Genomic DNA, 22,461 nt, shown 5'->3' on the forward strand with positions numbered 1-22,461 from the left:
ATAGAGACACGGGTGGCGATAAAATATACCAGCTCTAGTAGATCTTCAATACGATCTGTGACTCGGATGAGCTCACGACTATTGCGTAGGCGGGCTTCAGCATAGCTAGCAAATAGGCTACGCAATGCATCCATGGTATTTTGTTGTTGTTCATCATCCATGGTCAAGGTGATGTCGCTGCGCTTAAAGCTACCGCTTAAATATTCACCTTGGTCAGTAACTTCTGTCAGCTGTACTCGATATACGCCTTCAATCAGTACCTTAATGCAGTTTTGGTCGCTATCATGTGGCATGGTGCTAACGATACGGCACACAGTACCATATTCATATAAGTTGTCTTGCTCAATATCTTCGGTCAGTGAGTCTTTTTGTGAGACGACCAACACTAAGCTGTCATGCTTCTCCTGCGCAACTTCGATCGCCTCAACTGACGGCTGACGACCAACAAATAGGGCAATTTGCATGTGTGGATACACCACCACGTCACGTAGTGCAAGCAGAGGCAAAGTCTCTTCTTGTGCATCCTGTGCCACATCCGTTGGCTCTGAATCTGTGGTTATGTCAGCATCAGCAGCGTTTTCGATGGTGCTTTGAGTTTGCTCATCATCCTGACTCGCATCGGTATTGTTACCAAACGTCTGCTCGATGGTGCTGTCATAATCTTTATCGGATTTACTCATATTGTTTCCTTATCGTGTGACACAAATCTTGTTTTCATCTTTGTTCAATGATGTTTTTGTTCAATGATGTTGTCTATGCTATGTCTTTTTAAGTGGTGTTATGTCTATCTAAATGGTGGTTATCTGCCCTAATTGCAAGTTTTATTATATGAGTTGTCATGTTAGCAAGCGCTTATAGTGCAAAAATCAGGTAAAATAGAAGGGATGTGTCGCTATTTTTTCTGAACAGCGTTTGATTGTAACGTTAGGGTCTTTGTTGATAAGGAATAAAATATGGTAAATGCGGTATTATTGGCGGTGATAGTGATGCTAGGGCTATCACTGGCCAGAGTGCACGTGGTACTCAGTTTGTTAATCGGCGCCATGGTCGGCGGTTTGGTTGGCGGTCTAGGTGTTGATGCGACTTTGGCGGCGTTTCAAGATGGGATTAAAAATGGCGCACAAATTGCCTTATCTTATGCGTTACTTGGTGCGTTTGCGGTCGCCATTGCCCATTCAGGGTTGCCACAATCGTTATCAAACGGGGTGATTAACCGTATTAATAGCAATGAGGGTGGCACGAAATCGATTAAATGGGCGTTATTTTTTGGCCTAGTACTAATGAGTGTGTTTAGCCAAAACCTTATCCCTATTCATATTGCCTTTATTCCATTGATTATCCCACCTTTATTAGGAGTATTTAATCGTCTTCAGGTAGATAGACGCTTGCTGGCGTGTTTAATGACCTTTGGTTTGGTCACCACTTATATGTTTATCCCTTATGGCTTTGGTGAGATTTACTTAAAGCAAATCATGCTAAAGAACGTTGCAGAAGCGGGCATGAATGTCGAAAATATCTCAGTGATGCAAGCGATGGCTATTCCTGCTTTGGGTATGTTAGTGGGTTTGCTAATGGCTATTTTCTTTACATACCGTAAGCCTAGAGTGTATCGTTTAGGGGCACAGGTAGCAGGTGGTGATCAGTATGGTGCTGCAACTAGTGACACTAAAAATACTAATGATGCTAATGATGCTAATGGTGTTAATGGTGTTAAAGATAATAAGGCACATAATACTGCAATAAATGGTGTGTCAAAATCAGATGAATTGACGCAAGCGGCAGCATCCGCTTCTGCATCAAGTAAAAGCAAGACGCTGATAGCACTGTTGGCGATTGTGACGGCTTTTGTGGTACAGCTTTACACTGAGTCGTTGTTATTAGGCTCACTATTTGGTTTTGGCGTATTTATGGCCACAGGGGTAGTGAAGTGGAATGAAGCGGACAGCGTCTTTAATGAAGGCATCAAGCTGATGGCGATGATTGGCTTTATTATGATTACCGCGCAAGGTTTTGCGGAAGTGATGAAAGCCACAGATCAGATTGCACCACTTATTGAAGGAGCAACAGAGCTGTTTGCAGGTAATAAAGGTATTGCAGCCTTGGTAATGTTGGCGATTGGGCTTATTGTGACCATGGGCATTGGTTCTTCGTTTTCGACCATTCCGATTATTGCCGCCATTTATGTGCCACTGTGTATGGCGATGGGCTTTTCACCACTGGCAACGGTGGCTATTATCGGTACGGCAGGGGCGCTTGGGGATGCAGGCTCTCCTGCTTCTGACTCAACGCTTGGCCCGACATCAGGTTTGGGTGTAGATGGTCAGCACGACCATATTAAAGACAGTGTGATTCCAACCTTCTTACACTTTAATATCCCGCTACTTATTTTTGGCTGGATTGCGGCGATGGTGCTGTAACCTATTGTTTTAGTAATAAAACTTGAATAAAAAAGCGAGTGTCGATGGTTCGGGACTCGCTTTTTTGTGTTTGAGATTAAGTCTAATTATATAAATAGCGACACACTTGCCAAATGCAGGTTAATAACAGATAGGCACAAGCTAATACCGTCCACATCATCATCCATACCAAGGCAGGCGGGGCGTGCATAATCATCATCCCAAAGAAAAACATCAGGGGCAGGCTAACGATCAGCATTAACCCAAACTTCCAGCGACTGCGCATATAACAATCGATCGCAACGAGCACAGCAAGATGCAACAGCATTATGACATTTAAAGTGACCACTAAGCTGGTCGCGTAAGGCTGTGGTTCAGGGCTATCCATATAACGCAAGGCAAAAGGGTTGGGGCGATAGCCTGCCATGATAATCTGATAGACGAACACTGCCCACAAAATGACAAACACAACTTTAAACGGATGGGCTTTGATAGAGTTTATCAGACTTGGTAAATACTGCCTTGTATTTTTCATAGTGTCCTTAATTAAGCGGTTTTTTAATCTTCAAACTTATCAATTTCAGCGGTTAAATAACCCAAAAAGTCGTCGCCATTTTTCATTAACGCCTTTAATCGGTCAGGATTAATTAAATACGCCAACTCATCCTCGGTAAATAACTGTGACTCAGGTGACAGTTGACGCTGCTGTGCTACTTGGCTGCTGTTTTCTAGGCTTTGTAGATGCTTGTCTACCTTGTCTGCAACACTCTCAGTGCTCTCAGTATTTGGGCTTTCGGTTTTTAGGTTCGAATGCTTGTGTTTACTCTGCTCATCACTGTTTAAAGGCTTGGTAGTGAAAGATTTGGTATTTAAATGTTTTGTCATATTTTGGCCTTATGAAAACCAGCGTATCTTTTCTGGGGTAATCAGTGCATTTAAAGGCACATCCCAAGGTTGGGTGTCTAATTGTTCAACCACTTGAAACTCGTAACACCAACCGACACGCAGTGGGTGTCTGCGTAAAAATTGGGAGCTACTGTATTGATAAGACCTAGCAAGCGTGGTGTCATAAAAGCCGCCACCCATCCCCATACGATTGCCTTGTTCATCAGCGGCGACCAATGGACATAGGATCAAATCTAACTCATCTGCCCAAAGATAATGGCGTTGTTTTGACTCTCTCATCCCAAAGTTGTGACGCAGAGTAGGGATATTGATAAGTTTGCTGTGAAAAACTGGAGTAAAGCGGATGTGCTTGTTATCTTTTCCCAAGCTATTAACCACAGGGATATAAGCGCTGTATCCCATGCGCTGACACCAGCTTAAAATCGGCTGGGTCGGCAACTCACCAAAGGCATCAATATAGATACCTACTTTTGCGCCTTTGGGCAGGCGAGGGGTGAGCTTGGGTAAGAAGCGGCTGGCGAGGGCACTGGCCGTACGGCGCTGCTGAGTGGTTAAAGCGAGGCGTTGACGGCTGATGTCTTGGCGAGACGGACTGCCAGATGGTATATTATTTTTCATAGTGTATTTACTATCGTTTGTTATAAATTACCTATTAAAAACTGATACGCCAATCTGCTTGAATTATTTGGTTAACTCAGCGTATGATGGCGTATGATTAGGGCAGCTTTTCATGCGTTTGCCTGTTAGTCATGCTATCATATTTACGATTATTTTTTCTTGAGTCAGAGAGGATTTTATTCTCAATTATAAGCTCAACATCATTTTGATAGACCCTAAATAAAAAAGGAGACAGTATGTCAACTCGTACCGAAAAAGACACCATGGGTAATGTGGAAGTACCACAGGATGCGTATTGGGGTGCACAAACTCAGCGCAGCCGTGAAAACTTCAAAATCGGTGGCGAAACGCTACCACGTCCAATGATTGAAGCGATGGCACTGGTCAAAAAAGCAGCTGCTATTACTAACGCCAGCTTAGGTCGTATCGAAGAAGCACAGCGTGACCTTATCGTACAAGCGGCTGACGAAGTGATTAATGGCGGCCTTACCGACCAGTTCCCATTGGTGGTATGGCAAACTGGCTCAGGCACACAGTCAAACATGAACATGAACGAGGTGCTTGCCAACCGTGCCAATGAAATTGCTGGCAACCCACGAGGTACATACAAGCCAGTGCATCCAAATGACCATGTTAATCATGCCCAATCAACTAACGACAGCTTCCCAACCGCCATTCGTGTGGCAGCTGCGCGTCAAATCAACAGCCTACTTATCCCAGCAGTAAAAGCGCTGCGTGATACGCTGGACAAAAAAGCGAAAGAATTTGACAGCATCGTGAAAATTGGTCGTACTCACTTACAAGATGCAACGCCATTGACTTTAGGTCAAGAATTTAGCGGCTATGTGAGTCAGTTAGACCATGCGCTAGTACGTATTGACAATGCATTAGACGGCTTATATCAGCTGCCACTAGGCGGTACAGCGGTTGGTACTGGTCTAAACTCACACCCAGACTATGCGGTAAAAGCAGCGGCTCAGTTATCAGAGTTAACGGGTCTACCATTTGTGACTGCGCCAAACAAATTTGAAGCGTTAGCAGCACGTGATGCCGAAGTATTTGCATCAGGTGCCTTAAAAACTCTAGCGGCCAGCTTAAACAAAATTGCCAACGATGTGCGCTGGTTAGCCTCAGGCCCTCGCTGTGGTCTTGGTGAATTAACCATCCCTGAAAATGAGCCAGGCTCATCTATCATGCCAGGTAAAGTCAACCCAACTCAGTCAGAAGCAATGACTATGGTTGTGGCGCAAGTAATGGGTAATGACACTACCATTAGCATGGCAGGTGCATCAGGTAACTTTGAGCTAAACGTATTTAAGCCAGTTATCGCTTATAACTTATTACAATCTATCAAATTACTAGGCGATGCCTGTAACAGCTTTAACGATCATTGTGCGGTTGGTATTGAGCCAGTACAAGAAAAAATCGATGCCTTCTTACACAATTCACTAATGTTAGTGACTGCATTGAACCGTCATGTGGGTTATGAAAATGCGGCGAAGATTGCCAAAACTGCTTACAAAGAAAACAAAACTTTGAAGCAAGTTGCGGTCGAGCTTGAGCTGTTAACAGAAGCCCAGTTTGATGAGTGGGTAATCCCTGCTGATATGGTGCATCCTAAATAAATTAGGCTGTTACTGACTGCTGAACCTGCTTTGTTTCACGGTCTTTTACCACAGCAGATTGTAAAAGAAGAAGACCTTGCCATGTTGGTAAGGTCTTCTTTTTATGGACAATGTTTGAGTGTTTTAATAAAAATGGGTAATAAAATTTACGTTGTGACAACAAGACAAACTATCATTTATAACAGTGGTAAATTTTTTTTCTAATATACTAAGTCACATAAAGGTTAATACAAATAATTGATGAATAGGGCTATAAATAGCTCATCTAATTGTCATTTTATATTCAATAAAAACTAATTATTTTTTATACCAAATTTAAATAAAAATTGTTAATAATAATCTGAATATCTCTGAATAATAAAGTTGGCTATTAACCGTTATTTATCCATTACATTTTCTATAAGAGGAAATACCATGAAAGTTTCAAACAAATTTATGTCAATCGTTACTGCTGCTGGTCTTGCAGCGACTGCCTTAGCTTCAGGTTCAGCGTTCGCTTACACAGACCAAGTTATGGATCCTGCAACAAGCCATGATACAGCGGTGAAAGTTAGACAAGTCAACTATACGTGCCAAAATAATGGCAAAATCAGCGTCAAATATGGCTTTAATAAACAAAACCTACCGACCTACGCAGAAGCCTATCTAAACGGTAAAACTAGATTCTTACCGATTAACCTTGGACGCTCAGACGATGTGCAAACCGTATTTGGAGATGAAGAAAACTTTAGCATTATGAGTGATACCCTACGTCTAAATAACTATCACAAATCAAGCGTCAACATTCAAAATGCGAACAGTGAATTCCTTTATAAAGGCTGCGACGCCAAATCTATTAAGAAAATTAAAGGCTAATTTTTTTAACCGATTTGTTTAATCAAGCAAGCTAAATGCTTTTTAGATTAAATGTACTTTTAAATAAACCTTATCAGTTTAGGCTGGTAAGGTTTTTTTATTGGTTAGGATAAAAGATTAGTGACTGTTACTGCCACATTGCTATCAAGCCCAAATCAAACTAACTATTTCTAAAAACTGGATAATTTGTTACTATTATATTATAAGTTTGTAAAATTTAATTAGTCACAGTCGCTGAATTTGAAACATAGTTGATATTAGGAATAGCTCATGTATAAAAGTTTATCAAAAGTAGCCTTGTTAAGTACGGTGTTAATGGCTGTAGGCTGTGGCCAAGTTATGGGTGGCAGTAAAAAAGTCGAGTGTAGTGATCCTAGTGCCACCACGCTGGTGATTGAAGCGTTACAAAAATCTATTAATTCAGAGGCTAGAGATTATAGTGATGTCTTTTCAACAAGAACGTCAGGCTCAAATATTCGAGCCAGTATCAACCAGTTAGCGATGGACTTGTCTCGTATTCGCACAACAAAAGATGACCCTGCCAGTACAAAGAACTTTTGTATGGGTACGCTAAAGGTAACCATCCCAGTTGATATGATCCAAAAAGCCAACTATACCAGAGACTATCATGATGAGCTGGATGTTGAAGAAGATGCTTATCAGCAAGATATTACGTTAGACGCCAATGCCATAAGCTATGAAGCAGAGTATTCAGTACAGCCAACGGATGACGGCGAGGTTATCTTTGTTGAGATGCAAAATGGCGGTGACTTGTCTACCTTCTTAGCAACTGTTGTGGTAGATTCGAACCAAAAGAGTAATATCCAAAAGCTAAAAGCACAAGAAGGTAAAGCTGCAGCGCAAGCCATGATTGAAGCAGAAAAGGCAGAGCAAGCCGCCACTTCACAAGCCCAAAGTGAGCTGGCCAGCATTGCAGCTGAGCAAGCAAAAGTGAAAGCTGAGATGGATTATAAGCGTAGCGAGTTTAATAAGCTTTGGGCTAGAGGCTCAAAAGAGGCGCAAGACTCTATCACTTATGAGCAACAAGAGTGGGTTAAATATCGTGATGAAGTCTGTGTCGATGAAGCCAGAAGCGCTGAGCCTGCTCGTCAAGAAATCGTAAGAATGCAGTGTATTACTAGAATGCTAGGCGAGCGTTATTATGAGCTTAAAAGCTACTTCGATAACTATTAATCACTTATTTATTTACTTACTGTGATATGAATGGATAGAGTGACTGTCGATTAATAATTAGCTAATAATTAGCTAATAAGTTGCAATAGTTTAGGATGTATTAGTAATAAGAGTTAGTTAAAAGTAGTAGCAAAAAGCCAGACTAAGTCTGGCTTTTTGTGCATTAATTATGATGATAATGATTAAGCAAATTAAGGTTTAGGACGCTTAAACTTGTTGACCAAAATGATCGACAATAAAATAAGCAAACTAATGATAATTGCCATCACCCCTTTGCTGGGTAACAAGCGAGAAGAGGAGGCTGAACTATCTTCATTTTCAGGAGAGCTACCATCAATATTTTGGCCATCGCTTGCGCCACTGGCTGTCTGTGTAGGAGCACTCATCTGACTGGCATCATCGCTTATAGCCGCTGGCGACTGTCTGTTAGGCAACTTTTCTACCGCCTGCATTAAATGCTGATAGATTTTTTGTCCTGCTTTGCCATCTGCCTCCAAGTTGTTATCAGTCTGATATTGCTGAATCGCTTTGCGCGTGCCATCACCGATAAAACCGTCTACCTCGCCAATGTCATAACCTAAGTCATGTAACGCCTGTTGCACCTCACGTGACTGCTTGCGGCTCAAACCTGGATCATCGGTTGGCCAAGGGGTGGCAAAGCTGACCTGATTGCTTTTTTGGGCAATCAGCTGTGACAGATGACCGATGGCTAAGGCATAGTTTTCTGACGCATTGTAAGCATAAAAGGCATCAAAATTACGCCCCACTAAGAAGGCAGGACCTTCAGCACCGGCCGGCAACAATAAACCTGCTTGTGCCAAGTCATCTGGCAAGGGACGACCATCGGGTAAGGTAATGCCTAAGCTGCGCCAATGTGACATGGGCTGTTTGTTTTTACGGTCGCTAGAGGCTTCCAAATCTGCTGGCAAGCGCACTTCATAGCCCCAAGGCTGATTGGCTTGATAGCCTCTTTTTTTGAGAAAATTAGCGGTAGAGGCGAGGGCATCGGCTTGGCTGTTGACCAAATCTTTGCGTCCGTCACCGTCAAAGTCTTGCGCCAATTCCAAAAAGGTAGCAGGCATAAATTGAGTTTGCCCAAAAGCACCTGCCCAAGAGCCTTTAAAATCCTCTGCGTTGATATCGCCATTTTGAAGAATCTTTAACGCACTGGCGTACTCACCTCGGAAATAGCTTTGGCGTCGATCAAAGCAGGATAACGTCGCCAGTGAATTGATGACGTCCTTTTGACCCAACTTAGTGCCAAAGTCAGACTCGACACCCCATACGCCAAGCACGTCATAGCGGTTGACCCCGTATTGTTCTTCGATGCCTTGCAAGATATCTGCATAGCGTTCGCTGGCTGCAATGCCGTCATTGACCCGTTCAAGATCAACCAAGCTTGCCAAGTAATCCCACGGCTGTTTGCGAAACTCTGGCTGATAATTCAGTGCTTTTATGACGCTAGGATCGGCTGTCATTGGACGATACTGATTAAAGGTGGTCTGTACACTGGCAAAGGCATCGCTTTGTGCCAGTTCATCTAAGCAAGCTTGGAACTGCTGATTGTCCAAGCTGTCAGAGCTGTTTAAGTCGCTGCTTTGCGTTGTTTGAGTCGTCGTCGGCGCTGTCTCTGACGCCGCCAATGCTGGATGGATGTAGACAGTGGCGAGTAGACCTAAGGCAAGAGGGAGATGAAAATAAGCGCTGCGATTAAATGGCTTATGACTAGAGGGAATAGGAGTTAACGACATAAAGGGCAACTTAAAATAGTTTGACTAAAAAATTAAGGCATAAAAAAAGACACACGATATCATATCATGTGTCTTTTTTAACGCCAGTTAAACTGACTAATTAGGCTGAAATACTAAACAGTTGTCTGTTTATTTAATTTCAAGCTTTTTGCTTAATGAGCTGGATTGCTTTGGTAATACCAGTTGTAACACACCGTTTTCATAAGCGGCTTCAGCTTTATCCACATCAACCTTTTCAGGTAACTGGAAGCTGCGTGATACTGAGCCATAGTAGCGCTCACTGCGTAAGACTTTGTTGCCATCTTTTTGCTCATCACGCTGCTCGATTTCAGCACTGATAGAGACCACGTCGCCTGAGATAGATAAGTCGATATCTTCTTTGGCCACGCCTGGCACTTCTGCGTTAATGTAGTAAGTGTCGTCTTTTTCACTGACGTCAATTTTGATTTGACCGGCAGTTGGTAGGGCATCACCATGTAGTGGACGCATAAAGAAGCCAGGTGTCATCTCATCAAATAGGCTATCAAAGATTGAATTTCTAGTGACTAATTTGTTCATATTACTATCCTCATATTTGGTTATTCTGTTGTTATGAAGGGACAGTTTATGTCTGTCTTACCTTATATATGAGGATGGTATTGATAATTTCAAGTTATATGACTCACAAAATATAAGAATAATTCAGTCTTAATTGTTATTAGTATGTAACTTGAATAGATAACTTGAGTCCTGAAGTCTAATGGATATCAGTGAGTAACTGATAAAAATTGATAACCAATATGTCATACCTGCAAATCAGCGCGCAACATAAGGATTGCTAATACCAAGCTTCTTTAAAATGGCAATCTCAAAGCCTTCCATTTCATCTTGTTCAGCCTGTCCAAGCTCGTGATCAAAGCCTAATAAATGCAAGATGCCATGCACCAGTAAATGGGTCGCATGCTCTGTAATCGGTTTGTTTTGCTCAGAGGCTTGTTGCTCAACCACTTCATGACAAATGATCAGCTCACCCAGTGGTATGCTCGGCATTTCCGCTAAGATAAAGGCGGGCAGGTCACTTGGATAGGAAAGGATGTTGGTGGCATAATCTTTGTCACGGGCTTCAAGGTTAAGCGCTCGACCTTCGTTAGCATCGGTTAAATAAACCCCTAACTGTTTTGGCTTTTGTGACCACTCATCTTCGGCCAGATCTTCAAAATAAGGGAAGTCAACCGATTGTGCACTCATATAATCTAAGCTGGTGGTTAACACTTTTTGAATATGCGCCAGTGAATAGTATTGATCTAATACAGTGTCAGCGACAGCGCCTGATGCGCTGATGTCGATGGTAGGAGATAGGGAGCTACTCATAATATAAGGGTTTCCGATCGGTATTTATTAGGACTTACGTACGAGTAGATATTATGGCAACTGGTCATCATTTATGAATCCTCTGAAGGTAGAGCCAGACGCTCCATAAATAATAACCAGTCGCTTTTAAAGTCTTGAAATCATATTTTTGCGTAAGTCCTATTTATGATGGTAATAGGCTTGCTGAACTAAAGTATACGTCTAAAACATAGGTCTTAAAACACAACAAGCCAGAGAGACTCCGACTTGTTAGCTAATAATAAACACAGTGCTTCACATTTAACAGCTGATAAACGCAGAAATAACAGTTGATAAACGCAGAAAGTCTATTGAAGATTAAGACTTATTATTTGCTTCCGCTTCCGCCTGTTTGCGCTCTTGCTCAGCTCGGCGGGCTTGCTTGCGTGCTTCTTTTATCGCCTCTTGTTCTTCATCCCATTCGCCGTAGGCTTCAACAATCTTCTGTACCAACTGATGGCGTACCACGTCTTTTGAGTCAAACTTAGTGATGTGAATTTCATCAATTTTGCCCAAGATTTGTAACGCTTGCGCCAGACCAGACTTGTGACCACGGGGTAAGTCAACCTGAGTCACATCCCCAGTAATTACCGCCCGTGAGCCAAAGCCTAAACGGGTTAAGAACATTTTCATCTGCTCTGGAGTGGTGTTTTGCGCCTCATCTAGAATGACAAAAGAGTTGTTCAGGGTACGACCACGCATATAGGCTAAGGGTGCAATCTCAATGATTTGTTTTTCAATCAGTTTTCCCACCTTTTCAAAGCCAAGCATTTCATAAAGCGCATCGTATAAAGGACGTAAATAGGGGTCAATTTTTTGAGTCAAATCGCCGGGTAAAAAGCCCAGCTTTTCACCAGCTTCAACCGCAGGACGCACCAGCAAAATACGCTCAATCTCGTTGCGCTCAAGCATATCCACTGCGCAAGCCACCGCTAGATAAGTCTTACCCGTACCAGCAGGGCCGACACCAAAGGAGACATCTGAGGTCAAGATACGCTTTACATAGCGCTGTTGGTTGCCACCACGAGGGATGATTTTGCCTTTACGTGTTTTGAGTGCAATACTGTCATAATTGGCCTCAGCATCATAAGCAATGTCCTCGCTATTGTTATCTTCCTGTTTTGATGGCACCGCTGGAGAGGCAAAGTTATCAGCATCACGGGACATACTTGCTTGAATGATAAGGTGCAACTCTTCTGGGCGCAAATCATCTGTGGTTTGCGCCTCATCTGCTAGCTTGTTTAGGATAAAGTCACCACGCTCAACAGCCGTTAAATCTCCAGATAAGATAAACTTGTGTTGGCGCTGGTTGATATGAATGCCTAAGCGATCTTGGATGTATTTTAAGTGATTATTATACTCACCAACCAAGGTTCTTAGCTGTGGTGAGGTTAAAAAGTCTAAGTTTACTTTACGAGTGACAGTACCAGTCAAGTGAGCTTCCTTTTGTCTTATCGAATGTATTGGTTTAATGAGGTATTTTAGGTTAAATTTGTTGGCTATGTCTTTTATTATGGCCGTTCATTGTTAAAATTCAAGTGGTTCCTTGTTTTGATTCAGCAGGTTTGTTTTAAGGCGTTGTTCACAGTTAGTGTTTTTTTAATTGTTATCTGTTATTTAGTAGCATTGTTATACCAAATCTAAAAATTAAGATATCGAGTAAAAGGCGTGCAAAGGCTACAAGTAGTAGGTTTAGCGAGTTTGATAAAGATAGGTTATTTCTCAGAAAAGGTATTAGTTATCAATGATGACAGTAGCGACAGAGGGGTTAAGCAAAGAAAGAAGGCTTAGCTTAGATGGACAGGATAGAGACGGTTGATAAATATAGGTAATGACCAAAAAGACTTTTAATCACTACAAACGATGGGGAATTAAGGGTATCATCTATGCAGCCTCTAAGCGAATCTTACGCAAAACAAACATTACGACTATATGATCTAATTGAGTTATTTAACTGATGTGAGGGATGTTATGAAGTCCAAAACTAGCACGACAATAGCAAAAGCAAGTAGCACTCAAGCAGCAACCGCTGCCAGCAGTTCAGCTTATAATCAGCAGCAGCCGAAAGCGCAAACCGAACAAGCTACACAAGCTGTAAATACAACGCAAGCATCTCAAACAGTAGCAACACCAACAACAGAACCAAAAACAATCAGCCAAGCAGTTAGCGAGCAAAAAGTGCTTATTGTTGGCGGTGGTCATGTCGGGCTATCGTTTGCCTTGTTGCTGGCCAATGAGGGCATTGCCAGCACCTTGCTTGAGAAAAATACCTATCCAAAAATTAGTCCTAAAGACGACGCCCAGCGTACCCATTATTTAGACAGTCGTAACACGGCATTGTCACGTCGCACCGTGCAAATTTATCAAGAAATCGGTCTGTGGGATGAGCTACAAAGCCATGCTTGCCGCATCGATGCGGTACAAATTAGTGAGCAGGGCAGCTTTGGTAAAGCACAACTGACGAAAGAGGAAGAAAATGTCGAATCTTTTGGTCAGGTGATGGAAAATGCTTGGCTCGGTCGCAAGCTGTTATTGGCGGTACAGCAAAATCCATTAATCACCTTAATTGATGGTGCCAGCGTTACCGAAGTGACTCAAACGCCTGCGTCAGCCAGTATTGTGTATGATACCGATAGTGCCAAACAGCAGACCTTGAGTGCTGATGTACTGGTTGCCTGTGATGGTCGAGATTCGACAGTGCGTAACTTGTTGAACATCGGTACCAAAGACTACGATTATGGACAATCTGCGATTGTGGGTGTGGTGCAAACCGATAAGCCGCACGAGCATATCGCCATTGAACGCTTTAGCCCAGCTGGTCCATTGGCGGTATTGCCATTGACCGATGCAGATGGTGATGGCAATAATCCAACGCAAGCAGGCTATCGTCGCTCTGTGGTCTGGGTGTGCAAAAGCGGTGAAGAGCAGCAGTATCTAGATGATGATGACTTATTCTTGGCGACCTTACAGAAGGCGTTTGGTCAACGCGCTGGCCGCTTTATTAAGGCCGGTCGACGTGGCGCATATCCATTAACGCGAGTATTGGCCAAGCAGCAAGTCGATGGTCGTATCGTCATTATGGGTAATGCGGCACACACCCTGCATCCTGTGGCAGGTCAAGGCTTTAACTTGTGTATGCGTGATGCGCATGTACTGGCCAAAATGCTGGCCAATCAAGTGCATAGAGGTGGCGACATTGGCGATGCACAGATGCTCAAAAAATATGAGCAGGCACGCCAGACCGATCAAAAGCGTGTCATTCGCTTCTGTGATGCGGTGGTATTAGGCTTTACTCATCCAAATCCTGCCGTGAAGCTGGCTCGTAATGTGGCACTGCTTGCGTTTGATAAGTTGCCACATGTGAAGCCATTGGTGGCCACTTATGCCATGGGGTTAAAGTCCTAGCGGTATGGTTAATTTAACCTGATAGTTTTAATGTTTTCACCTTATTATTTTTTATTTTTATTAGAGGTTGTATAGCATTCATTTATTAGTTCCGTAAATCAATTCTATACAGCCCCTATTCCAAGTTTTGGATGATTTTTATGGCAACAGTAACCGCAACAGATACTCTCATTATTGGCGGTGGTATCGTCGGTGCCACACTGGCATTAAAGCTGGCGTTGCAGCAGCAACCAGTGACCTTAATCGATGCCCGACCAGCGTTAACGGATGCACAGTGGCAATACAAGCTTGAGCAACGTGATGCCCGCGTATTTGCGTTAAGCATTGCCAGCATTGAGCTGTTAAAGCAGGTCGGTGCTTGGCAACTGATTAGTCAGTCAGGACGTAAAGCTGATTACACTCAAATGCAAGTGTGGCAGCAAGATGGCAAAGGTGAACTGAAGTTTGGCGATGAGCAGATACCGAAGCTACTAGGTAGCATGGTTGAGCCGTTTGTGATTGAGCACGCCTTATACCAATGTATGCAGCAAGAGTCAGTACGCCAGTATTTAACAGTCGTCAGTGGTCACAAAGTGACAGAGTTGGATTGGTTTGGGGCGCAGCAAGGCTATCGAGTGCATCTCGATAATGGTCAGGCATATCAAGCCAAGCTACTTATTGGCGCAGATGGTCGAGGTTCAATGGTGCGCCAGCAGGTCAGTATTCAGCTGGATACTTTAGACTATCATCAAATTGCCATTTGCTGTGCCATTAACACCGAGCAGCCGCATCAAGCGACCGCAAGACAGCTGATGCTGCCGACCGGCACGCTAGCCTTATTACCCTTGGCGGATATTACCGAGCAAGATAAAGCCAATCCACAGCATTGGCAATCTGTGGTGTGGAGCTTACCGAGCAATCGTGCACGTGAGCTATTAGACTTAGTCAAAGAAGGCGATGTTGAGACCTTGCGTCAAGAGCTGGCAGCGGCCAGTCAGTATGCGCTGGGCGATATCAAGCAGATTGAATCTATTGCTAGCTTCCCGTTGACGGCACAACATGCCAAGCACTATGTCAAAGACAACTTAGCCTTGATTGGTGATGCTGCACATGGCGTGCATCCTTTAGCTGGTCAGGGTCTAAATTTAGGTATGTTAGATGTGGCAGCACTGGTTGATATACTGAATGAGGATTATCAGCGTAGTGGTGGTAGATGTTGGGGCAAGCTTGCTACCTTACGCCGTTATGAGCGCACACGCCGTCCGCATAATGCTGTCATGATGCACAGCTTTTCATTGATAAACTGGCTGTTTGCTGGTAATTTTGCTGCCTTGCGTCCAGTGCAACAAATCCGCAGTGAGGGTATGTATCAGGTCGGCAAAATTAGACCGTTAATGCGATTTTTCACTCAGAAGGCGAGTGGGCTGTAGACGACTGGCTTTAGTATCTAATTTTCAAATAAAAAATTGTGTCAGCAAAAAGGTGCTTAACTAGAAAAGGATTTGGCTATGCAGCATATTTTAATTGACTACGAAAGCATTCAACCCACCAGCTTCAAGCAACTGGATGTGAAAGACTGTCATGTTTGGCTGTTTTTAGGGGTGCAACAGCAAAAGAATTTGCCATTACAGCTGGTAGAGTCTTTGCTCGAATTTCAAACTAAAAATATCCACATCATCAAAATGCCTTATGGTGGTAAAAATGCGCTAGATCTCTATTTAGCCTATCATTTGGGTCACATTTTGGCTTTAGATCCACAGGCAAAGATTCAGGTGCTGGCGCGTGATGGTGGTTATGACAGATTAATTAAACACTTAAATCAAAGTGAAATTGTGTCCAATGTGATACGAGTGGTTGACACAGTTGCGCAGCTGCAGATTCAACAGCAACCAAAGCAGTCAGATAAAAAGCAGCAAGCTCAACAATCACAGAAAAAGCAACTATCTCAAAAGTTGCAGGAAAAGCAAGCAGACAAAAAGCAGCAGGATAAAAATTCTGTCGATAAAGTACAGCGTAAACAGCTTAAAAAACAGCGCAAAAAGCGGTATAAAAAATCCTATAAACGAGCCCTTGCTTTGCTTGAAAAGCAAATTGCAAATTCTAGACCTAAAAACAAACAGAGTTTGACGAACTATCTACAAGACAAACTGCCTGACGCTGATGCGGCCATGATTGAAAAAATCATTAAGAAACTGGTTAAAAAGCAGCATGTCTACATGGAGCAAAATAATAAGATTGACTATCGTTTTTAAACGTCCTTACCCAAACGACGCAAACAGCACCATCAGCACAGGAGCGACGATATTAATAATAAAGCCAAAACTAATGGCAAGTGGCACAATGCCCAAGCCGCCAGATTGCTGAATTACCGGCAGCGTAAAGTCCAAACTGGTCGCACCACCAAGACCGACAGCTGCCGAGGGGTAACGGCGCATAAATAGCGGAATAAATAACAACGCAAAAAACTCACGCACCAAGTCATTAAACAGCGCCACACTACCCCAAACTGCACCATAAGCATCAGTCATCACAATCGCCGATAGTGAATACCATCCAAAGCCAGATGACATTGCCAGCCCTTGTGTGAGCGAAACATCCTCAAAAAACATCGAAAATATCATACCACCGACCAGCACAGACAAGGTGAAAACAATACTAGTCTGCATCCCACGCTTACTAAGTAATACCTCTTTTAAAGTAATGCCTGAAGCTTTAAGTCCGATACCGACTAGCAAAATTAATATCATTAATAAGACAGTCATCGTATTATCTGGTGGCAGATAGTCATACGGCAAAAACAGACCGATAACATAACCAACCACCACGCAAAACACCTGAACTAAGCTGCCACGAATACTAACCTTGTGCTCAACGCCCCCCTCTTTTAGCGTAGGACGCCAAGGCAATAAACAATCAAATACCATCAAACCCACCAAGCCACAGCCGATAGTCAGCACTGACAAGACACTAACATACAGCAAAATATCCATAACTTGGCTACCCAAGCCTTGCACCTGAGCCAGCTCAATACCGATTAAAGTAAGAATGACATAAACAAAATAACCTAGCGACAGCTCAGCATAGCGCATAAAGGCCCTATTCAGTGGCAATGCAAAGCCGACAAACAAAGGTGTTAATATCAAAATAAGCGTAAGCAGATTGTCAAGATTTTGCATGATAGACGCACACAGATAGAGGTTAAGATTTGGGTTTAGCAGATGACAGCGTCCCTTTATTCAAGGTCAAAACATTTAGACTCTAAAACGCAATGAGCGATTCTACCACAGGCAGGAGAGAATAATCGAATACCATCGTCAACAAAGCCCTGCATAGACCTGATAAAAACAAAAGCAAAAAACAAAAAAACCAGCCTCAACATCTGGAACATTACCACCCTACGAAATATGCGTCTTCACACCCCGTGTTTCTATCCACAGTGGCGCGCGCCTCGTCCCTCGGCAACAACAGGCCACCCTAGCCAGGTCACCCTAGATTTGATATCTAGTCAGCGAACTACCAAAGGATTATAGTAGCAATCAGAGGCATGGCATCATACCTTTTCTGAAAAATAACCTACCTTTGTCAAACTCGCTTAGCCTACTACTTGTAGCCTTTGCACTCATTTTCCTCGATATCATAATTTTTAGTTTTGGTACAAGCTAGCAACCTAACTTTAGGCGAGAAGAATAAGAAGTAACAACTGTGGTTCAGGATTAAGGATGCGATGCGATACTTGGTATCACCACACTCATGGCAGGCTGATGGATTGAGGTCAAATGTGAATCCAACCCCGATGTTAAGCTTAAGTCAGAGGCATGAGCAGGATAATCATTGCGATAATGACCACCACGGCTTTCTTGGCGATTAAGCGCTGTTTGTAACAGTAAGCTTGCAAGCGTAAGTAGCCGATTTTGTTGTAAATCGAGACGACAAGTTGCACGCCAAGTATCAATCTGAGACAGCGCTTGTTGCAATTTGCTTTTGGTACGTTTGATACCCATATTAGCCGTCATCAACTGCTTTAACGCTGTCAGGCTAAAGTCACAAGATGTAGAGTAAGCAAGGCTGTCCGAGCTGGTCGCGAAGATTTGTGTACTAGCCACTGGTGCAGTAAGTACAAGCGAAGTCGTTGCGGTTGGTGGTTGCCAGTCTTGAGCGTGCTGTAAATACATGGGCACATGCGAAGCAATGGCACGACCGACCACCACACACTCTAATAATGAGTTACTGGCCAAGCGATTGGCGCCATGTAGTCCAGTATTGGCAACTTCACCAACAGCATACAAGCCTTGAATATCGGTTTGGCCTTGGGCAGTGGTCAGCACGCCGCCGCAAGTATAATGCGCAGTGGGCGCAACTGGGATTGGATCACAGGTAATATCAATACCAAGTGCTAAACAGTGTGCATAAATATCAGGGAAATGTTCACGGATAAAGCTAGCAGGCTGATGGGTAATATCTAAATGCACAAAGCCAAGTCCATTTTTCTCAATCTCATTGGCAATGGCACGTGCCACAATATCTCGTGGCGCCAACTCTGCACGGCTATCATAAGCCAGCATAAAGCGCTGATGCGTCAAGGGACAACGCAGATAACCACCTTCACCACGTACCGCTTCAGAGATTAAAAAATTACTATTATTACCCTCTTGATCTTGATATACCAGACCAGTCGGATGAAACTGAATAAACTCAAGGTTTGCCAAGCGACAGCCAGCCTCCCACGCCATCATGATGCCATCACCGAGACAGACACTAGGCGCAGTGGCACGATCAAACAATTGCCCCAGTCCACCGCTGGCTAGTACCACAGCCTGGCTATCAAATTGTAGCAAGCGATTGGTGTGACGATTGATGGCGACAGCACCGACACAGCGGTCATTGTCCGTGATTAACGAGAGGGCCTCATGATAAGCAAGTAGCTGGATATGTGTTGCTACAAGTGCTTGCTGATGCAAGGTGTGCATGATGTGCTTACCAGTGGCATCATCAGCATGTACCACACGCCGATGACCATGTCCACCTTCTTTGGTTAGATGTAAGTCTCTCAACGTGGCATTTTTTGATAGACTTGAATCAATATTTTTGTCATGCGTATTGGCGGTAAAAGGTGCATTGGTAGTAAAAGGTGCATTGGTGGTAAAAGGCACGTCATGTTTAAGTAGCCAATCTATGGCATTGGCACCTTGCGTTAATATTTGAGTGGTTGCATTAACATCACACAGCCCATCACCAGCAATTAAGGTATCTTGGACATGCTCGGCAACACTATCCTCCTCATCTATAACGGCAGCAATACCCCCCTGTGCGTAGTGGCTAGAGCAAGCTTGTAGCCCCTCTTTTGCCAAAACAACTACTTTAAGATGACTAGGTAGAGATAAGGCGGTGCTCAGCCCTGCCAATCCAGCACCGATAATCAATACATCACAGTGTTGCGTCATTATAGATTGAGATCTATCGTGTTCTAACTCCACCTTTGATGACGTTAAATGCTGAGAAGATGTACAGGATTGTGATGCGGACATAATTAGTCTCTTATTTGATCAATAATCAGCGTTTAAATCTTATACCTTTTCTGAAAAATAACCTATCTTTGTCAAACTCGCTAAACCTACTACTTGTAGCGTTTGCACTCTTTTTCCTCGATATCTTAATTTTCAGATTTGGTATTATCTGCTAGGCAAGGCTTCTAAGCAGGGCCTACGTGTTTATAAAGTTCACGATCTTTAACGATATCACCACTGGCAGCTACTCGACGCTTTTGTTTGGCAGCGAAGTCGAGCATACGTTGTAGAGGTTTTAACGCCGCTTCTGCTAGCTCAGGATTTAAATGGATTTCACCGCTACCATTTTCTAAGCATTGCTCAATACCTTTGAGACCATTCATTGCCATCCAAGGGCAAAAAGCACAGCTTTTACAGGTCGCACTTTCGCCAGCAGTCGGTGCCGCTAAAAATAGCTTGTCGGGAGAATGCTTTTGCATTTCATGCAAGATGCCAAGATCGGTGCCAACAATAAAAGTTTTGGCGTCCATCTCTTTAGTCGCATTTAATAGCTTGCTGGTAGAACCCACCACATCGGCAAGCTCAACCACGCTATCTGGTGACTCAGGGTGTACCAAGACCACTGCATCAGGGTATTGTGCTTTTAGCTGCTCTAATTCTTTGGCTTTGAACTCATTGTGAACAATACATGAGCCTTGCCATAGCAACATATCAGCCCCGGTTTCTTTTTGAATGTATTTACCCAAATGACGATCTGGGCCCCAAATAATTTTTTCGCCTTGTTCATGGAGGTGGCTCACGATTTCAAGACCGACAGAGGAGGTCACAACCCAATCTGCTCGGGCTTTGACTTCAGCACTGGTATTGGCATAAACCACCACAGTACGATCTGGGTGCTGGTCACAAAATGCACTAAATTCGTCAATTGGACACCCCAAATCTAGTGAACACTCAGCTTCTAAGTCAGCCATAAGTACGGTTTTTTCCATACTCAATATTTTTGCTGACTCACCCATAAAGCGCACGCCAGCAACGACCAAAGTATCAGCGTCATGCTCTTTACCAAAGCGGGCCATCTCTAATGAGTCGCCTACGCAGCCGCCTGTCTCTAATGCCAAATCCTGAATGTAGGGGTCAACATAGTAGTGAGCGACTAGCACAGCATTATGTTGTTTTAGTAAATGTTTGATGTTTTCAACAACCTGTTGGCGCTCACTGCGTGATAGCTCTGCGGGTATTTTGGCTTTAGCGTAGTCTATATCAATGCTATTGATTATAGATTGATTGCTTTGAGAGAGCGTTGGTGCCTCATAGGCGAAGAAATCTACTTTTTCAGCGGGCGCTGTTGAGCTAGCTTGTGACCTGGTCATCGTAAAATCCCTGTAACGTAAAAAAAGGTATGCAGTTTTTCAACTTAAAATAAGAAATGACTCTATTTAAGAGATGACTATAATTATGCTCATTTTGAGCATAATTACAACATTTTTTTTACATAAATTGTTACAGCGCTGTAATAACACAGAGGATGCTTTTAATTAGGTATGAGGGTAGCTAGGTGGGAGAGTATGTTGCATACTACTAACGGCATTGTTCGATAAAAATGTAGAGCCCAAGGTGCAGACCTCGTGTAATTATAATCATTAAACGTTATACTAAGGCTGTCCTTTAAATCTATTAATGAGAGTCATGAGCCTGTCGTTTTCCCACGCCCATAGCCAAGGTAGCGGCACTACTGAAGTAGTTGCGGTGTTGATTGCTATTACTGCCAACAAAGCCCGAGTATTAACGGTAGCAGAAGGCAAGTTATTGCCCAATGGGCCTTTAATGCCGCTGCATCGCTCCTTACAAGCAGGTGTGCGACAATGGGTAGAAGAACAGACACAGCAGCCTTTGGGTTATATTGAGCAGCTTTATACTTTTGTTGATACCAACCGACGTAATAAAGAGGGTCATGCGCTGGTTTATGTGAGCTATATGGGCTTGGTACAAGAGTCTCATGCGGAGTCATCATTATCAGAAGCAAATAGCACCCAGAGCCGAACTGCGCTATGGCGAGATTGGTATGATTATTTTCCTTGGGAGGATTACTCAGATAAAGTTGCCAAGCAATACAGTATGCAAATTGGCGAGCAACTAAAACAGTGGGCGTATGCAGCTGTAAATAAAACGGAAGTAAAAAAGCGTTTACAGCGTATATATCTATGTTGGGGTGGAGATTGGGAGCAAGACATAGCGTTTCGAGATATGGTGTTAAATGAGGGTAACCATAGACAAAGTACCAATGAGATGTTTACCAAGTGGGTAGCAGAGCATGCGCTATTGCGTTATGAAATGCTGTATGAGGCGGGATTGATACCTGAGTCACCTTTTTACAATGCCACAAAACTACCTGAACATTGGCAACAAGTTATCGGTGAGCCCATGTACTATGATCATAGGCGGGTGATTGCCACTGCCATATCACGCTTGCGAGCTAAGATTGAGTATCGTCCGCTGATTTTTGGCTTGATGCCAGAAGAGTTTACTTTATTGCAGTTGCAACAAAGTGTGGAAGCTTTATCAGGCGTACCACTACACAAGCAAAACTTTAGACGACTGCTTGAAAGTCAAAATTTGCTGGAGCCAACAGGCAATAGTCGGCAAACAGGACGAGGGCGACCCGCTAAGCTTTATCGCTTCCGCTTCGATATTGAGTTACAAAGTTTGTTAATGGACAGCAAGCTACCCAAGAGTAATAGGGCGTAACGCTGAGTTTTCATAAAGATTATATGGGTTTTTTATTGCCAATACTTTATTTGTTGGTTATATTTATGCTCAACTTGAGTATTAAATAGCTGTTATATTTCATACCCATCCTATT

18 protein-coding genes and 1 pseudogene are annotated in these 22,461 nt (G+C 43.3%); 8 read left to right on the forward strand and 11 right to left on the reverse strand.

Annotation, left to right across the window (positions count from 1 at the left end; translation table 11 throughout):
- Positions 1-44 precede the first annotated feature (44 nt).
- Positions 45-680, reverse strand: a pseudogene (locus H140_RS16505) (LON peptidase substrate-binding domain-containing protein); the annotation flags it as partial.
- A 273-nt stretch (positions 681-953) separates the two neighbouring features.
- On the opposite strand from H140_RS16505, the gene H140_RS0108790 reads away from it, so the two are divergent.
- Positions 954-2,417 carry a Na+/H+ antiporter family protein gene (locus H140_RS0108790; protein WP_019673289.1) on the forward strand — a complete coding sequence of 488 codons (1,464 nt, stop codon included), beginning with the start codon at positions 954-956 and terminating at the stop codon, positions 2,415-2,417.
- An 82-nt stretch (positions 2,418-2,499) separates the two neighbouring features.
- On the opposite strand, the gene H140_RS0108795 is transcribed toward H140_RS0108790, so the two are convergent.
- From H140_RS0108795 to H140_RS0108805, 3 genes are read right to left on the reverse strand one after another with little or no spacing between them, the layout of a single operon-like run.
- Positions 2,500-2,931: a hypothetical protein gene (locus H140_RS0108795; protein ID WP_019673290.1), complete on the reverse strand. Its 432-nt coding sequence runs from the start codon at positions 2,929-2,931 to the stop codon at positions 2,500-2,502.
- A 23-nt stretch (positions 2,932-2,954) separates the two neighbouring features.
- Positions 2,955-3,281, reverse strand: a complete 327-nt coding sequence (locus H140_RS0108800; RefSeq protein ID WP_019673291.1) for a hypothetical protein — start codon at positions 3,279-3,281, stop codon at positions 2,955-2,957.
- 9 nt (positions 3,282-3,290) lie between these two features.
- Positions 3,291-3,920, reverse strand: a complete 630-nt coding sequence (locus H140_RS0108805) for a 5-formyltetrahydrofolate cyclo-ligase (RefSeq protein ID WP_019673292.1) — start codon at positions 3,918-3,920, stop codon at positions 3,291-3,293.
- Between the two features lie 236 nt (positions 3,921-4,156).
- Here H140_RS0108805 and fumC point away from each other — a divergent pair, with 236 nt between their 5' ends.
- From fumC to H140_RS0108820, 3 genes are all read left to right on the forward strand, one after another.
- Complete coding sequence (gene fumC / locus H140_RS0108810; RefSeq protein WP_019673293.1) at positions 4,157-5,545, forward strand: class II fumarate hydratase; 1,389 nt, start codon at positions 4,157-4,159, stop codon at positions 5,543-5,545.
- A gap of 414 nt (positions 5,546-5,959) precedes the next feature.
- Positions 5,960-6,400, forward strand: a complete 441-nt coding sequence (locus H140_RS0108815; RefSeq protein ID WP_019673294.1) for an ACP-like domain-containing protein — start codon at positions 5,960-5,962, stop codon at positions 6,398-6,400.
- A gap of 270 nt (positions 6,401-6,670) precedes the next feature.
- Entirely contained in the window at positions 6,671-7,594 is a 924-nt protein-coding gene (locus H140_RS0108820) for a lysozyme inhibitor LprI family protein (protein WP_019673295.1), read from the forward strand.
- Between the two features lie 191 nt (positions 7,595-7,785).
- Here H140_RS0108820 and H140_RS0108825 read toward each other — a convergent pair whose 3' ends face one another.
- From H140_RS0108825 to H140_RS0108840, 4 genes are all read right to left on the reverse strand, one after another.
- A complete protein-coding gene (locus H140_RS0108825) occupies positions 7,786-9,345 on the reverse strand; it encodes a lytic murein transglycosylase (protein WP_019673296.1) in 1,560 nt (519 codons plus the stop codon).
- A gap of 129 nt (positions 9,346-9,474) precedes the next feature.
- A complete protein-coding gene (locus H140_RS0108830) occupies positions 9,475-9,903 on the reverse strand; it encodes an Hsp20/alpha crystallin family protein (RefSeq protein ID WP_019673297.1) in 429 nt (142 codons plus the stop codon).
- A gap of 237 nt (positions 9,904-10,140) precedes the next feature.
- Positions 10,141-10,695: an rRNA maturation RNase YbeY gene (gene ybeY / locus H140_RS0108835; protein WP_019673298.1), complete on the reverse strand. Its 555-nt coding sequence runs from the start codon at positions 10,693-10,695 to the stop codon at positions 10,141-10,143.
- Between the two features lie 336 nt (positions 10,696-11,031).
- Positions 11,032-12,147, reverse strand: coding sequence for a PhoH family protein (locus tag H140_RS0108840; RefSeq protein ID WP_019673299.1), 1,116 nt, complete (start codon positions 12,145-12,147; stop codon positions 11,032-11,034).
- 537 nt (positions 12,148-12,684) lie between these two features.
- On the opposite strand from H140_RS0108840, the gene H140_RS0108845 reads away from it, so the two are divergent.
- The 3 genes from H140_RS0108845 to H140_RS15195 all read left to right on the forward strand — a co-directional run bounded on the left by H140_RS0108845 (position 12,685) and on the right by H140_RS15195 (position 16,349).
- Positions 12,685-14,118: a UbiH/UbiF/VisC/COQ6 family ubiquinone biosynthesis hydroxylase gene (locus H140_RS0108845; RefSeq protein ID WP_019673300.1), complete on the forward strand. Its 1,434-nt coding sequence runs from the start codon at positions 12,685-12,687 to the stop codon at positions 14,116-14,118.
- Positions 14,119-14,258: 140 nt separating this feature from the next.
- Complete coding sequence (locus H140_RS0108850; RefSeq protein ID WP_019673301.1) at positions 14,259-15,527, forward strand: FAD-dependent monooxygenase; 1,269 nt, start codon at positions 14,259-14,261, stop codon at positions 15,525-15,527.
- Positions 15,528-15,605: 78 nt separating this feature from the next.
- Positions 15,606-16,349 carry a PIN domain-containing protein gene (locus H140_RS15195; RefSeq protein WP_019673302.1) on the forward strand — a complete coding sequence of 248 codons (744 nt, stop codon included), beginning with the start codon at positions 15,606-15,608 and terminating at the stop codon, positions 16,347-16,349.
- A gap of 6 nt (positions 16,350-16,355) precedes the next feature.
- On the opposite strand, the gene H140_RS0108860 is transcribed toward H140_RS15195, so the two are convergent.
- From H140_RS0108860 to nadA, 3 genes are all read right to left on the reverse strand, one after another.
- The gene (locus tag H140_RS0108860; protein ID WP_019673303.1) at positions 16,356-17,273 is read right to left on the reverse strand and encodes a LysO family transporter; all 918 of its coding nucleotides are present in this window, start codon (positions 17,271-17,273) and stop codon (positions 16,356-16,358) included.
- 537 nt (positions 17,274-17,810) lie between these two features.
- Positions 17,811-19,538 (reverse strand): L-aspartate oxidase, encoded by a 1,728-nt coding sequence (gene nadB / locus H140_RS0108865; protein ID WP_019673304.1) that lies wholly within the window; start codon positions 19,536-19,538, stop codon positions 17,811-17,813.
- A gap of 248 nt (positions 19,539-19,786) precedes the next feature.
- A complete protein-coding gene (gene nadA / locus H140_RS0108870) occupies positions 19,787-20,971 on the reverse strand; it encodes a quinolinate synthase NadA (protein ID WP_019673305.1) in 1,185 nt (394 codons plus the stop codon).
- Between the two features lie 316 nt (positions 20,972-21,287).
- Here nadA and H140_RS0108875 point away from each other — a divergent pair, with 316 nt between their 5' ends.
- Entirely contained in the window at positions 21,288-22,346 is a 1,059-nt protein-coding gene (locus H140_RS0108875; RefSeq protein WP_019673306.1) for an NUDIX hydrolase, read from the forward strand.
- Positions 22,347-22,461 lie beyond the last annotated feature (115 nt).

It is taken from the genome of Psychrobacter lutiphocae DSM 21542 (assembly GCF_000382145.1).
GTDB lineage: Bacteria > Pseudomonadota > Gammaproteobacteria > Pseudomonadales > Moraxellaceae > Psychrobacter > Psychrobacter lutiphocae.

Coding starts and splice junctions, on each gene's coding strand:
- H140_RS0108790 (WP_019673289.1), top strand. CDS start 954: ATGGTAAATGCGGTATTATTGGCGGTGATAGTGATGCTAGGGCTATCA.
- H140_RS0108795 (WP_019673290.1), bottom strand. CDS start 2,931: ATGAAAAATACAAGGCAGTATTTACCAAGTCTGATAAACTCTATCAAA.
- H140_RS0108800 (WP_019673291.1), bottom strand. CDS start 3,281: ATGACAAAACATTTAAATACCAAATCTTTCACTACCAAGCCTTTAAAC.
- H140_RS0108805 (WP_019673292.1), bottom strand. CDS start 3,920: ATGAAAAATAATATACCATCTGGCAGTCCGTCTCGCCAAGACATCAGC.
- fumC (WP_019673293.1), top strand. CDS start 4,157: ATGTCAACTCGTACCGAAAAAGACACCATGGGTAATGTGGAAGTACCA.
- H140_RS0108815 (WP_019673294.1), top strand. CDS start 5,960: ATGAAAGTTTCAAACAAATTTATGTCAATCGTTACTGCTGCTGGTCTT.
- H140_RS0108820 (WP_019673295.1), top strand. CDS start 6,671: ATGTATAAAAGTTTATCAAAAGTAGCCTTGTTAAGTACGGTGTTAATG.
- H140_RS0108825 (WP_019673296.1), bottom strand. CDS start 9,345: ATGTCGTTAACTCCTATTCCCTCTAGTCATAAGCCATTTAATCGCAGC.
- H140_RS0108830 (WP_019673297.1), bottom strand. CDS start 9,903: ATGAACAAATTAGTCACTAGAAATTCAATCTTTGATAGCCTATTTGAT.
- ybeY (WP_019673298.1), bottom strand. CDS start 10,695: ATGAGTAGCTCCCTATCTCCTACCATCGACATCAGCGCATCAGGCGCT.
- H140_RS0108845 (WP_019673300.1), top strand. CDS start 12,685: ATGAAGTCCAAAACTAGCACGACAATAGCAAAAGCAAGTAGCACTCAA.
- H140_RS0108850 (WP_019673301.1), top strand. CDS start 14,259: ATGGCAACAGTAACCGCAACAGATACTCTCATTATTGGCGGTGGTATC.
- H140_RS15195 (WP_019673302.1), top strand. CDS start 15,606: ATGCAGCATATTTTAATTGACTACGAAAGCATTCAACCCACCAGCTTC.
- H140_RS0108860 (WP_019673303.1), bottom strand. CDS start 17,273: ATGCAAAATCTTGACAATCTGCTTACGCTTATTTTGATATTAACACCT.
- nadB (WP_019673304.1), bottom strand. CDS start 19,538: ATGACGCAACACTGTGATGTATTGATTATCGGTGCTGGATTGGCAGGG.
- nadA (WP_019673305.1), bottom strand. CDS start 20,971: ATGACCAGGTCACAAGCTAGCTCAACAGCGCCCGCTGAAAAAGTAGAT.
- H140_RS0108875 (WP_019673306.1), top strand. CDS start 21,288: ATGAGCCTGTCGTTTTCCCACGCCCATAGCCAAGGTAGCGGCACTACT.